Below are 12743 nucleotides of genomic sequence, written 5' to 3'. Positions count from 1 at the left end.
TGAGGCGATCACAGATCACCCTCCTTCGCGGATGCTCCAAGACTTACGTTAAGCGTCACAGACTCTCCCTTTCGTTGTAGCTCAAAACTGGCATCGCTGGCTGAACGCATCGCCTGATACAGCCTCACGGTGTTTGCTGGGTCCGCAAGCGACATTCCGTTTACCGCAGTCACCAAGTCGCCAGACTCAAAACCCAAGGCAGAAAACTCATTGGCAGCGCTTCCCGGGCTTATGCGATAACCCTGCAACTGAGAACCCTCGCGCACCGCTACCACCCGGACCACCTCTGCCAGAGACCGGGGATCGCGATAAAGGCGCTCTCGATAGTCCGCCGCAATTTCCGAGACGTCGCCCGCTGCTGATACGTTTCGCGACGGAGAATCAGTCTCGCTAGCCTCGCTCGGCGTAAAACGCGAGCTCGTCGAGGAAGGCGGCAGTGAAATCGAAGCAGTTAGTCCACTGTTTTCAAACAAACGCAACACCTCGTAGCGACCGCCATTATCCAACACAATGAGATTAGACAGCACCTTTGCCAAAACCACGTCACCGTTTACCGGCAATTCGTCACCTACCTGATACAGGTCCTGTAACTTTCGGTGTTCGATTACGGCATGACCAAGACCGGCCTCCGACGCCGCCAAAACACCACGCAACAGTAAGGGCAATCGGGTATCTGGAGCGCCATCTTCAATGCCAGCCAGCGCCACGCTAGCGTCGGCCTCACTCATAGCAGGCACTCGGCCGGTAGCCGCGGCAAGAGTTTCCGGGCTTACCACCGCTCCGGGCTGACCGAAGAGCTGTGCTGCCACAAGAGCGTCTATGTCGACTGCAGCGCGGGCGCGCGTTGCCGTGTCACTCGAAACAGGATTAATGACTATTGCCGCTGGCAGTGGAGGTGCTTCAGGAAAGAAACTCCAAAGCGCCGTCCACACAGACAGCCCGAGCCAGACACACAAAAGCAGCGCAAGAACACGCTGCAAAAGAAGTAAGTTAGTCGGCTGGGAAAAATAGCGAAACGCCGTCGCAGCCCGATTTGTGAGCTGGGATGCGAAGCTAGCCAACCGTGTCTGCCAAAGCGCTGTCACCGCTGCCCCCAGCTTTACCCGTTGTGTGACTTCAATGACCCTCTCGGGGAGACGACACTTAACGGCAAAATTGTGACACTAATATGACCGTCTCGCCAGCGCCGCGCAGGGTCTTTTACTGCTGGCTGTGATAGTAATCCATGAGGATCTTTGCGACCTCCGGACGGGAGAACTCTGGCGGGGGAGCAATACCCTGACCTAACATTTCCCGCACAGCAGTACCCGACAATAAAACGAAGTCCTCCTTACTGTGATCCGGTGCATCACGCATCATCACAACACGATCAAGTTTACGACTGTAGGCCGTGTGATCTGCACGATAGATAGCAATCTCCAGAGCGCCCTCAGGAACCTCTTCATCAAACACCGTCTGCGCATCAAAACCGCCATAATAATCGCCGACACCCGCATGATCGCGGCCAACGATTAGGTGTGTACAACCACAATTCTGACGAAAAACCGCATGCAGCACGGCTTCTCTGGGACCGGCGTAAAGCATGTCAAAGCCGTAGCCAGTGATCATTACCGTATTCGGCGGAAAGTAGACGTCAACCATCTTACGGATTGACGCATCCCGCACCTCGGCAGGGATGTCCCCTGGCTTGAGCTTGCCAAGCAACATGTGTATCAAAATGCCGTCAGCACCCAGATCCTCCATGGCCATGCGGCACAGCTCTTCATGCGCGCGATGCATCGGGTTACGCGTTTGAAAAGCGACAACCGTCTCCCAACCTCGCTCGACAATTTCTGCGCGAATATCCACCGCGGTACGAAACGTATCCGGAAACTCGCTCGCAAAGTATGAGTAATTCAGCACCTGTATCGGGCCTGAGACCACTCTCCTCCCAAGGCTCAAGAATGTGGCAACGCCAGGGTGCTCTGGATCCAGTGTGCGGAACACTTTGCTTGCGATCTGCTCAAGCTGGGCATCACTGGCCTCGTCCACAGCCGTCACATCCATAACTGCCAACACGGGGTTGCCATCTACATTGGGGTCACGCAACGCGATTCGCGTGCCGGCCTGAACACTGGGGTCATTGGTGACGTTCAGGATCGGCACTGGCCAAAATAGGCCGGCTTCTGTCTTAAGGTGTTCGGCAACAGACAGCGCGTCACCCAACGTCATATAACCGGTTAGAGGATTAAAGTAGCCAGCCCCCAACATAACGGCATTAGCGGCCGCCGCAGAGTTAAGCAGCATGGATGGTAAGGACTCAGCTTCGGTTGCTAGAGCGGCTCGGGCGTCATTGTCATAAACGTACAAAGGACGTAGCTGCGCAGACCCGTGGGGCTTGATCATTTCAAATTCCTCTTTAGGCGGCGATGATGCCGCGGTCGCTCAACTCGCGAAGAATCTGTGCAACCTCGTCGTCTAGTGTTTGCGTATCAGAATGCAGGTGTATCTCCGCCGATGGCGGCGCTTCGTAAGGATCATCAATACCCGTAAAGTTTTTAATCTCACCCGCCCGGGCCTTCTTATACAGGCCCTTAGGATCACGGCTTTCCGCCGCCTCTAAGGAGCAGTCCACGAAAACCTCTATGAAGTCGATACCCGCCGCCGCGTGCAACTCACGCACCGTGTCGCGATCCGCCACGTAGGGACTAATAAAGCTGGACAGCGCGATAACCCCACTGTCAGCAAAGAGCTTAGCTACTTCACCGATGCGGCGGATATTCTCGGTACGATCCTCGGCCGAAAAGCCGAGATTCTTATTAATCCCCATGCGGACATTGTCACCATCCAAACGATAGGTCAGAACACCTCGCTCGCTTAAAACACCTTCAAGTTCCACTGCCACGGTACTCTTGCCGCTGCCAGACAATCCCGTAAACCAGACAGTGGCGCCCCGGTGTCCCAGTAGCTTGGCACGGTGATCCCGTGTGATATCACCCTCGTGCCAGTGCACATTGGTGGCTTTTTGCTCGGCCATGTTGGTTCCTTGACAGGCGTTGATTTAAGGCGCCGCAGTTTATCACGGTGTATTACCGTGGGTAGGATCGAAAATGGGTGCTAGGTCTCAGTATCGGCCGTGTAGCCTGGCTCAAACCGGCTGCACTTGAGGTCCTTAAGCAGGCCATCATGCAGACTATAAATCCAGCCGTGTACACCGAGAGTCTGCCCGCGATCCCAAGCGGCCTCTACTACGGAGGTTCTCGCCACGTTTTCAACCTGACGTTGAACATTCATCTCACAGAGCATATTGACCCTTGTGGTTTCATCGGGCTCCGCGTCAAGTTTGTCACGCGCTTCGATGGCCACATCTTCGATATGCTTGAGCCAGTTATCGATCAGACCTCTGGGCTTGGGATCGAGCACCGCAGCCACCCCACCGCAGCCGTAATGCCCCACCACGACGACATGCGACACCTCAAGAATATCCACCGCGTACTGCAGAACCGACAAGCAGTTGAGATCTCCATGCGCGACCACGTTGCCGACGTTGCGATGCACAAAAACCTCACCGGGTTTAAGGCCAACTATTTCGTTGGCCGGCACCCTACTATCCGAACAACCAATCCACAGATAACGGGGTGATTGCTGTGCCGCAAGTTCAGGGAAAAACTGCGGATTATTAGTACTGACGCGCTCAGCCCAGTCTCGGTTATTCGCAAGAAGCTCTCTCAGCCCCTCCATGACTAAAGCATCAGCAGGCCGAGGCGAGCCACAGATATCCGGTTGCCGCCCCCGCGCTCTGCTTTTTGCATGGCCGCCTCAGCCTCAGACTCCATCTGCGTCGCCAAGCGCTCACTAGACTCGACGGGATGCCGGGAAGGCTCCCAGCACACCAAGCCTACGCTCAGTGAAACGTGCAGTACGGCTCCTCGGCCATCATCAATAGCAAACTCATTGATGTCCTGGCGCATACGCTCACCGATGTCGTGGGCGTGAGGTTCGTTACAGGCAGGTAACAAAACAGAAAAGTGTGTCGTAGAGATATGTGCAATGTAATCCGTGGCTCGTAGTTCAGAACACAGTCGCTGGGAAACCCGGCGCTGCACAAAGTGACAGGCCACCTCTCCGTAGCTCTTACAGATATCCGCTAATTCATCTAATGAGATGTACAGCAGGGTCATGGAGTGATTCACACGACGAGCCCAGTAGATCTCACGCAACATGTCACGGCGAAAGGCGCGCAGATTACCCACTTCGGTCACAGGATTCAGGAGAGTCAACTGATCCACCCGCTGGTACTCGACTACGCGTAAAAGCGCCGCAGCAACCAACTGACCCAGCATCGCAAAAAGCTCGCGCTCCGAGTCTCCATAAGTCGTCATGCTTTCGGTGAGCGCAATGTGATAGCTCCCGACCAGTCGATTGCCATCGAGGAGCGGCATCATGACCGCCCCTGCTGCCTTTGATGCTCCAGACAAAATGGTGAACATGCGTCGATCATCAAGATCGATAATCACAGCGTCAGGCACATCGGGATAAAGCTGGTAAAGCGCATAGTTATCGGACTTGAGTGACAAGGAAGCACCGAACAACTTGCGGACGGGTAATAGACGGGCTATCTGCTCTTCGGGGTCATACAGCCTTAGCTCAGACTGGGTCGAGCCAAACACCTGTGGAAAATCCTCCAAAAGATATTTGACCAGCGTTGAAAGGCTCTTAACCGCCAGTAAGGTACGCTGCGCCTGACGCAGCTGACGCAACACATGCACGTGTAAGGACAAGACCACCTCGTCACGTTCACCGTCGTCAGCCTCCACCGGGAGCGCGGTCATCTCGATGTCGGTGACCTGAGGCTCTGTATTTTTTTCGTCGCTCACGCTAAGCCGTTCTTAATCTGTTGATGCGCCACGAGACAATCTCCTGCGAACTCTTTGGATACGCAATCGGTTTGATATACCAATGTAAGGCCACTATACTCCACTCAGCAAACCGAGGGGTGGCTCAAGCCTGAGACGCCTGCCCTTCACTGTACTCCTCCAAGAGACGGTGAAGCAGCGCAGCGAACCCTTTGAACCTGATCCGGGCAATACCGGCGTAGGAATGGTTGTGGCTTTGGTGTATCGACTTCTTGCCATAGGCTCTTCGTTCCCGCGTCTAAGGGAACAATGATGAAACAGTCAATACCTGTACAAACCAACAATAGTCAGACGCTTACAAGGCCTGTAGTTCAGGCTCTGTCGGCAGCAGCCGGCGCCCGAGCTTCGCTCCTGGTTGCTCTACTTGCTATGGGAGGCGCGACAAGCGCGCAAGCCCAGGCCCAAGCTGGCCCGACAGAAACAGCTCCAGCTCTCGAAGAAATCATCGTTAGCGCAGAATTTCGAGATACACCCTGGCTGTCTCAACCCTCCAGCAGCAGCATAATGGATGCCTCCCAAATCCAAGAGCGCACCGCCATACATCTGGAGAACCTTCTGCAGCTTGCTCCGAATGTGAATCTGGCGGGCGGAAGCTCCCGCGCGCGCTTTTATCAGATACGCGGCGTGGGAGAGCGCAGTCAGTTTGTCGACCCACTGAATCCCTCTGTAGGACTGCTTATCGATGGGATCGATTTTAGCGGCCTTGGCAGTGGCGCGAGCCTATTTGATATCGAGCAGGTAGAAATTCTACGCGGCCCACAGGGAACGCTCCATGGCGCTAATGCCCTGGCGGGTCTGATCAATATGCGCAGCGCAGCTCCCGAGTCGGAATTTGCCGCCCGACTGCAAACTACCATTGGCGATTACGGACGCCGCGAGCTCGGCGTCAGCGTGACCGGCCCCCTCGCCGGGGACACACTCCTCTTTCGTGTCGCGGCGTTCCAGCATCGCAGCGATGGGTTCATGGATAACAGCTTCCTCAACCGCAGCGACAACAATGAACGAGACGAAACGGTTCTGCGCGGACGCCTGCGCTGGCTTCCAAGCGCACGCCAAAGCATAGACATCACACTAGCTCACATCGACATGGACAATGGCTACGATGCGTTCTCTTTGGATAACACACGCACGACGCTATCGGATATGCCAGGCAACGATCGCCAGCAGAGCGATACTGCGGGGATTCATTACCGCTGGGAAGGCGACCAAATACTGACAGAAGTCATGGCTAGCGCAGCTACATCCGACACCGACTACAGCTTTGACGAAGATTGGAGCTTTGTAGGCATTGCCCCGGATCTCGAATACTCATCTTTTGACCGCTACTTGCGAAACAGAGACAGCTACAGCGCGCAGCTGAGACTTTCATCAATCGAGCCGCTTATCACTTCTGTAGGCGCCATTGATTGGACAGCAGGAATTTATGCACTACAAGACGATGAGTCCCTGCGTCGAGAGTACACATTTCTAAGCGAGGATTTTCGCAGTCAATTCAAAGCTGAAACCGTCGCAGCCTACGGCCAGCTGGATCTCGCGCTGACTCAGAACTGGACGCTTAGCACGGGGATTCGTCTTGCCAATCGTTCTATGCAGTACGACGACTCCAATGCAATATCCAGTGAGCCGGACAACAACTTATGGGGCGGAAAAATTGCTCTGAAATATGCAACGGATGAACTGGGAATGCTGTACGCCGCTGTTTCCAGGGGTTACCGCGCAGGCGGAGTGAACGCCGGTATTCTGGCGTTTCCCGCTGACGACAGTGACGCGTCAGACACGCTAGCAAGCTTGCGCTTTTTCGATGAAGAGCTGCTTTACAATCTCGAAATCGGCCACAAAGGACAATTTCTCGATGGTCGCCTGCAGAGCGCCGTGGCACTGTTCTATATGGATCGTAGTGATCAACAGGTACGTGGCTCAATTGTCATTCCCCGGGAGGATGGCAGCACTGCTTTTGTCGACTATACGGACAATGCCGCCGCCGGGTACAACCTGGGGCTGGAGTGGGAGCTGCGCGCTGCAGCCAGCGACACATTGGAGGTTTACTTCAATACTGGATTGCTGCGAGCGCAATTTGACGAGTACATCAATGCCGACGGCCGAGACCTTGAAGGTCGTGAACAGGCACACGCGCCGAGCTATCAGTTCGCAGCAGGTCTCAACTGGCGTCCGAGCAAAAACTGGCAGGCTGACCTTCAATGGGAAGGGCGTGACACTTTTTACTTCTCAGACCGCCATGATGAACAATCAGGCGCCTATACGCTGCTACATTTGCGTGTTGCCTATCAGCGTGAGAATTGGGAACTCGCATTCTGGGGCCGCAACCTGCTAGATGAAGATTACTTCACCCGAGGCTTTGGAAGCTTCGGCAATGATCCCCGTAAAGGCTACGTCACCGAGGCTTATCGACAATTTGCCGATCCCAGACAGTTGGGTCTCTCACTAGAGCTTCGTCTTTGAATGCAGCATTGGAAGCCTTGGCAGTTGTACTGGGACTTGCCTACCTGATCCTTGCGATTCGCGAAAAGCGCAGCTGCTGGATTGCCGGAGCCCTCGCCTCAATCATCTTTGGAGGGATATTTTGGCAAGCCGGACTCCCCATGCAGGCGCTATTGCAAGTCTTCTACCTGGCGATGGCAGGGCTGGGCTGGTGGCATTGGGGCAAAGACGGTTCCGAGACTACAAGCAGCGTGAGTCTCGTCACCTGGCGTTACCATGCCCTTGTGATCATCAGCCTGCTTGCGCTGAGTTCAGCGACCCTCATAGCTCGCGATACGCTGACTGACACCCAGTCAATCGTCGACACAAGCAGCAGCTGGGGAGGCGTCCTCGCCACTTGGATGGTGGCACGTAAGAAGCTTGAAGCATGGCTCTATTGGATCGGGATTGATGTACTTACCGCTGGACTATATTTAGACGCGGGATTACTGGCATCATCAGCGCTCTACTTGGTTTACACAGGATTGGCGTTTATCGCATGGAAGCAGTGGCGGAACAGCTTGCGCCTTCGAGACGGCACATAGTCGAAGAAGTCTGCAGAAACTTTAGCCGCTGGGCTCCGCAGTTACAATGCCCGCCGATACCGGGCGAGATGCTTCAAGGCGGGTACAATCACCACGTCCAGTTGATCGAGGGATCAACCCAGCGCTGGGTACTGCGCATCGACAAGCGTTCCCGCGATAATGCCCAACGCGAACTGGAACTCGCAATCCAAACGCAGGCAGCGGCCCACAATATCGCCCCCCGAATAGACTACGGTGACCCCAAGAGCGGCGTGACGGTCATGGAGTGGATCGATGGACAGCAGGACACGCAAAACAGACCCGCTGCACTCGCACAGCTTCTACGAAACATTCATGTCCTAAGGCCACGTGGCAAGCCAGTCGAGTCTATCGACGTACTGCAAGACTACCGAACGGCGATAGCACCGCAATCTCCATTGGCAGAACTGGTCAGTGCTGAAAACCCTCGTATCGATAAGGCGATGAATGACATCGTTATGGATGGGAATGTCGACCGGGTGCTTTGTCACAACGATCTTCTTTGCGCGAACCGCCTACAGGGCAAGAGCCATTTGTATGCGCTTGATTGGGAATATGCAGCACCGGGAGATCCTTTGTTTGATCTAGCGGTGTGTGCGTCTGAACTGCGCCAAACCGCAGCCACTCAGCTTTTGGCGCTTTATCTACAGCGCAGGCCGACGCAGGCAGAAGAAAGACGTTTTAGCGCTCAATGCCTCATTTACGCCTGCATCGAAGCCTGTTGGTTCAGTATTTACCACGCCAACTCTGATCAGACGGGGCGCTCCCATAAAAACCTCGAACGTATGTTGTTGCGCGGTGCCTCAAGATGAGTCAGTGGCACATCCTTGGCGCCGGGGCCATCGGAAGCCTCATCGCCCATCGCATGATGCAATCGAATTGCGCATGCACCTTGCTGCACCATCACCAAAGCAGCAGCTCAGGACTGCTACTCGATGGTAAAACCACAGCACGACTACCCATTCAATCCTTAAGGGCACTCGCTCCTGCAAGCATCGACAGGCTACTGCTCACCACCAAGGCTGGCCAACTCGTTGATGCTCTCAAGTTAGCCCTTCCATACCTGTCAGACGACGCTGTAATCGCTTGCACCGCCAATGGCTTAGGGTTTGAGCAGGCTTTTTCCGAAGTACTTCCCGGCCGCAGTCTGCATCGCGCGACCAGCACGGCGGCGGCCTTCAGAGATCATGACGCCGTGGTGCATATTGTTTCTGATGGGATCACCCGCATCGGACTACCAGAATCATCTGCCTCCCCTCCCACGTGGTTTAGCGATAGCCTCGCAATTCTTGACGGCTGGCGCTGGGAGTCGAATATGCAAGGGGCCATCGGTGAAAAATTCTCGATCAATTGCGTCATCAACCCACTCACAGCACAGCTTGAATGCCGCAATGGTGAGTTGCTACAAAGCGGCGCAGCCGGCCCTGAACTTACGGCTCTGTGTGAAGAAAGTGAGCCCCTACTGAATGCACTCGGACTATGGAGTAGGCAAAGTGATTTACTCAGCGCCGCGACAAACGTGTGCCAAAGCACGGCACAAAACCAATCCTCTATGTTGCAGGATCGACTCGCTGGCCGCCCTACGGAAATTGACTTTCTCAATGGTGAACTCCTCCGTCGGGCAGAAAATTTTGAGTTTGAGCTACCGTTAAATCAGGCGCTGGTAAGCGCCTTACGCTAGTCCATCAAGAAAGCTCGTTGCTCGCTGACCAGCTGTGCGAGAGCCCGCTCCACTTCCTGAGCCGTAGCCCCCTGGGGCACCGATAATTGTCGTTCCTGAATCTGAGAGTCCCTGAACCCTTGGAGCTGTAAAAGGCATCTCCCGAACTCGCAATCAACCTGCAAATACAACTTACGCTGCGCAATACAGGCATTATGTGTACCCGCAGCGCTTAGTGTATATCTGCTATCGCTGGCCACGCCGGCACCAAGCACTACAGCCTGTTGAGCTCGCTCTTTGAGCAATAGACTAAGAAGCACGCGGAGCTCCTGCTCGTTCTGTGCAGGCGCTTTTGTATCCTGCAGAACATTGATCTGGGGCATCGCGATAGCGACGCACGGACCGGGCATCGTCACAAAAACAGTCAGAAGGCCGCCAAGCAGTAACATTGAAGCGACGAGGAGACCCCGGGCTCCCAGGCTGCCCCGAGACCAATAGTCGATTAACCATGCATTAGCGCTTTGCCACATGGGCACACGCACCAATTTCCGAGGAAGCCGCGCAACAGAAAAGCCGTTGGGAACAGCTTGCGATTCAGTGCTCAACGGAACTCCCGTCAAATCCGCAGCGGGAAGCAGACTACGCAGCTGGCGCAAGCGCTCCCGAAGCTCAAAGGTCCCGGTGGGCCGATCATCTGGCTCAGGGGCCAGCAACGTCAGTAGCAGTTCCTTTAAGGCCGCGTCTTCCGGTGCACCAAGACCGGATGTGGCTGGCAGCTCCCGCAAGCCTCCCCGTAGCTGACGGATATCAAGCTCACCCCCCGTAAAGAATGGGTGCACGCCATAAATCATGCGATACAACAGCAACCCCAGGGAAAAGAAGTCACTCGCAATAGCCGCCGCGTCGCCGCGAGACTGCTCCGGAGAAAGGGCCTCAGGACTGCAGGCCGACCATTGCTCACCCACAAGTTGAGAAGCACCAAAATCCGTCAATACCGCGCGTCCGCTAGTAGTAATGAGCACGTTTGCTGGCTTTATGTCGCCATGAACAACAGCCGCTTGACGAAGAGCTGCCAGAGCCGCAGCGATATCGGTCACTAAGGCCACGGCGTTTTGGGGATGAAGGCGGTGATTTTGCGCCAGCAGTTCCTTCAAGGTGCAGCCAGGCACGTACTGCACCACAAGGGCAAGTCGGGCGCCTGCGCTGACTACGTCGTGTATTGTAATAGTTTGCGGGCTTTCAACCCGCATGAGATGCCGAGCCTCAACAACCGCCCGGCGGCGAGAAGTGAGCGATCCCGTGAGGTGATAAAGCTTAATGCAGACTCGGCGCTTGAGCCGTGTATCAAAGGCCAGATAAACCTCTGCCTGCCCTCCGGCGCCCAGTCTGCGTAGCAAGCGATACTGTGAGAGCCCCCGTATCACCGATCAACCGAAACCCTAAGGCTCGAGAATCTCAGGCAAGTCCGCGGTGCTGACACCACTGGCTCGCAGGCGCGTCTGTAGACCGCGCCGAGACACAGCCAAACGGTCTGCTGTGGAGGCCAAATCACCCCGACAAGCATCCAGTGCTGATAGCATCTCACCCAAGGGTACATCTGCCGCGAGCCGGCATTCTCGCAGGTTCTGAAGCCGTCGATAAATAGCGGAACGTGACACGCCCAACTGGCGAGCGATGCTAGCCACCTCGTACTTGGCAGCTCGCCAGGCCGCAACAAAATCCGCATCCGATAGCTCGGCGAGCCGAAAAGCGGGCATCTCCTTCACCTCAGTATGCGGCTCTTCCTCGGTGGATATTACTGGAATGATCGGAGTAGTGGCGAGGCGTGCTCTCACCGCCTTTGGGACCTCTAAGCCCGCCTTAGAAAAGCTGCTGATCTGCGCAACAGTATGCTGTAACTCACGGATGTTACCAGGCCATGCGTAACCAAGGAGCTGCTCAAACAATCGCGCCCACGACCTGACACTAGTCTCGCTTGGACCTACATCCCAAGGGTGACCATCGACTTGCCCTCGTTCGCCAAACAAATTTGCAGCCAGCAGCGCCACATCCTCTCTCCGCTCGGCCAGCGCCGGCAAACGTATCTCCTGCGCACCGAGTCGGTAGCGTAGTGCGGGACGAAAGTGCTCCCGCAACTCATCCGGATCCTGCTCCATGGCGGCGATCACACGCAAATCCACGCGTTCGGTTTTTCCACCAACCACCTGGATTTCCCGCTCTTGCAATGCACGCAGAAGCATAGGCTGTAACACCGCCGGAGTGTCCCCCACCTCATCCAGAAACAATGTGCCTCCATCAGCCTGCTGAAAGAAGCCAGAACGGTTTGCATCAGCGCCGGTATAAGCACCTTTGCGCGCGCCAAACAGACTCGCACTAGCAATCTCGACTGGCATCGCCGCCATATTCACGGCAACCCAGGGGCCTGAGGATCGGCTACTTAAGGCGTGAATGGCACGAGCGATACGTTCCTTGCCACTCCCGGTCGGTCCAATGAGCAACACATCATCCGCTGATGTCGCGGCAACAGCTGTGCTCTGCCGTAACTGTCGCATGGCAGGACTCACGCCCGCGAGAGAGGCTAACTCCGGTGAACTGTTTTGCTCGCAAGACTCTGGAGACTGCAATCTAAGATGTAGGACTACGCGCTGTGCCAGAGTGACAATCAGGCCCTGTTGCAAGCACTCCTGAGAAATCTGCGCTTCTTCAAACAACTCTTGCGAATTAAGGCGTAATCGCGAGCGCCCCGCTTTTCGGCCAATCTGCCACTGCCCGCCATCATGCTTCAGAAAAAAAGCCTCACGACTCACAGAACTGTCGTCGATGCCGTTGGCTACAGAGGCGCTCGAGGCGGCAAATTCAGGGTAGTGTCTCCCGATAATCAGGAAGTCGTCCGTCCAGGGAATCGTGCACAGCTCACCAATACGCGAGGTGTCGGGATGAAAAGCGATCACAACACACAGTTCCTGATGTATGCCCTGATCGATCACTGAATCCCAAAGCGTCTCATCTGTCGCATCGCTTAAGCGAGTCGTGTCGCCACTGTCCGGATCACTCACCTGAACCCCCTGTAACTGGGACGTTATCCAAAGGTTCCGCCCCGGCGGATGCTCTGAGCATAGCAGCCCGGGACTCGACGCCCTAACCCAT

The 12743-nt window shown here is 55.5% G+C and carries 11 protein-coding genes and 1 riboswitch; of the genes, 4 read left to right on the top strand and 7 right to left on the bottom strand.

Annotation, left to right across the window (positions count from 1 at the left end):
• Window positions 1-8: 8 nt before the first annotated feature.
• From gspC to ACI9KD_RS00470, 5 genes are all read right to left on the bottom strand, one after another.
• Window positions 9-1061, bottom strand: coding sequence for a type II secretion system protein GspC (gene gspC / locus ACI9KD_RS00490; RefSeq protein ID WP_414979172.1), 1053 nt, complete (start codon window positions 1059-1061; stop codon window positions 9-11).
• Between the two features lie 139 nt (window positions 1062-1200).
• Window positions 1201-2385, bottom strand: coding sequence for a sulfate adenylyltransferase (gene sat, locus ACI9KD_RS00485; RefSeq protein WP_414979171.1), 1185 nt, complete (start codon window positions 2383-2385; stop codon window positions 1201-1203).
• Between the two features lie 13 nt (window positions 2386-2398).
• Window positions 2399-3016 (bottom strand): adenylyl-sulfate kinase, encoded by a 618-nt coding sequence (gene cysC, locus ACI9KD_RS00480; RefSeq protein WP_414979170.1) that lies wholly within the window; start codon window positions 3014-3016, stop codon window positions 2399-2401.
• A gap of 80 nt (window positions 3017-3096) precedes the next feature.
• Window positions 3097-3720 carry a carbonate dehydratase gene (gene can / locus ACI9KD_RS00475; RefSeq protein WP_414979169.1) on the bottom strand — a complete coding sequence of 208 codons (624 nt, stop codon included), beginning with the start codon at window positions 3718-3720 and terminating at the stop codon, window positions 3097-3099.
• 2 nt (window positions 3721-3722) lie between these two features.
• Complete coding sequence (locus ACI9KD_RS00470) at window positions 3723-4856, bottom strand: GGDEF domain-containing protein (protein ID WP_414979168.1); 1134 nt, start codon at window positions 4854-4856, stop codon at window positions 3723-3725.
• A gap of 105 nt (window positions 4857-4961) precedes the next feature.
• Window positions 4962-5097: riboswitch (TPP riboswitch) on the top strand.
• 50 nt (window positions 5098-5147) lie between these two features.
• Here ACI9KD_RS00470 and ACI9KD_RS00465 point away from each other — a divergent pair.
• From ACI9KD_RS00465 to ACI9KD_RS00450, 4 genes are read left to right on the top strand one after another with little or no spacing between them, the layout of a single operon-like run.
• Window positions 5148-7355 (top strand): TonB-dependent receptor, encoded by a 2208-nt coding sequence (locus ACI9KD_RS00465; protein ID WP_414979167.1) that lies wholly within the window; start codon window positions 5148-5150, stop codon window positions 7353-7355.
• Window positions 7352-7918, top strand: a complete 567-nt coding sequence (gene pnuC, locus ACI9KD_RS00460; protein ID WP_414979166.1) for a nicotinamide riboside transporter PnuC — start codon at window positions 7352-7354, stop codon at window positions 7916-7918. Before ACI9KD_RS00465 ends, pnuC begins: the two co-directional genes overlap by 4 nt.
• The gene (locus tag ACI9KD_RS00455; protein ID WP_414979165.1) at window positions 7873-8748 is read left to right on the top strand and encodes a choline/ethanolamine kinase family protein; all 876 of its coding nucleotides are present in this window, start codon (window positions 7873-7875) and stop codon (window positions 8746-8748) included. The genes pnuC and ACI9KD_RS00455 overlap by 46 nt, the downstream gene beginning before the upstream one ends.
• Window positions 8745-9617 carry a ketopantoate reductase family protein gene (locus ACI9KD_RS00450; RefSeq protein WP_414979164.1) on the top strand — a complete coding sequence of 291 codons (873 nt, stop codon included), beginning with the start codon at window positions 8745-8747 and terminating at the stop codon, window positions 9615-9617. The genes ACI9KD_RS00455 and ACI9KD_RS00450 overlap by 4 nt, the downstream gene beginning before the upstream one ends.
• Here ACI9KD_RS00450 and ACI9KD_RS00445 read toward each other — a convergent pair.
• Together ACI9KD_RS00445 and ACI9KD_RS00440 are read right to left on the bottom strand one after the other, a co-directional pair.
• Window positions 9614-10993: a protein kinase domain-containing protein gene (locus ACI9KD_RS00445; RefSeq protein ID WP_414979163.1), complete on the bottom strand. Its 1380-nt coding sequence runs from the start codon at window positions 10991-10993 to the stop codon at window positions 9614-9616. The two genes, ACI9KD_RS00450 and ACI9KD_RS00445, sit on opposite strands and share 4 nt — an antisense overlap.
• A 42-nt stretch (window positions 10994-11035) precedes the next feature.
• Window positions 11036-12652, bottom strand: a complete 1617-nt coding sequence (locus ACI9KD_RS00440; protein ID WP_414979162.1) for a sigma 54-interacting transcriptional regulator — start codon at window positions 12650-12652, stop codon at window positions 11036-11038.
• Window positions 12653-12743 lie beyond the last annotated feature (91 nt).

The organism is Congregibacter sp. (assembly GCF_047617445.1).
GTDB lineage: Bacteria > Pseudomonadota > Gammaproteobacteria > Pseudomonadales > Halieaceae > Congregibacter.
Note: the sequence above shows the minus strand (reverse complement) of the source record. Positions and strands in the feature narration are given on the sequence as shown.

What these genes read in the sequence shown, in the direction of transcription:
- sat (WP_414979171.1), bottom strand. Translation starts at nt 2,385, where the DNA reads ATGATCAAGCCCCACGGGTCTGCGCAGCTACGTCCTTTGTACGTTTAT.
- cysC (WP_414979170.1), bottom strand. Translation starts at nt 3,016, where the DNA reads ATGGCCGAGCAAAAAGCCACCAATGTGCACTGGCACGAGGGTGATATC.
- can (WP_414979169.1), bottom strand. Translation starts at nt 3,720, where the DNA reads ATGGAGGGGCTGAGAGAGCTTCTTGCGAATAACCGAGACTGGGCTGAG.
- ACI9KD_RS00465 (WP_414979167.1), top strand. Translation starts at nt 5,148, where the DNA reads ATGAAACAGTCAATACCTGTACAAACCAACAATAGTCAGACGCTTACA.
- ACI9KD_RS00455 (WP_414979165.1), top strand. Translation starts at nt 7,873, where the DNA reads ATGGAAGCAGTGGCGGAACAGCTTGCGCCTTCGAGACGGCACATAGTC.
- ACI9KD_RS00450 (WP_414979164.1), top strand. Translation starts at nt 8,745, where the DNA reads ATGAGTCAGTGGCACATCCTTGGCGCCGGGGCCATCGGAAGCCTCATC.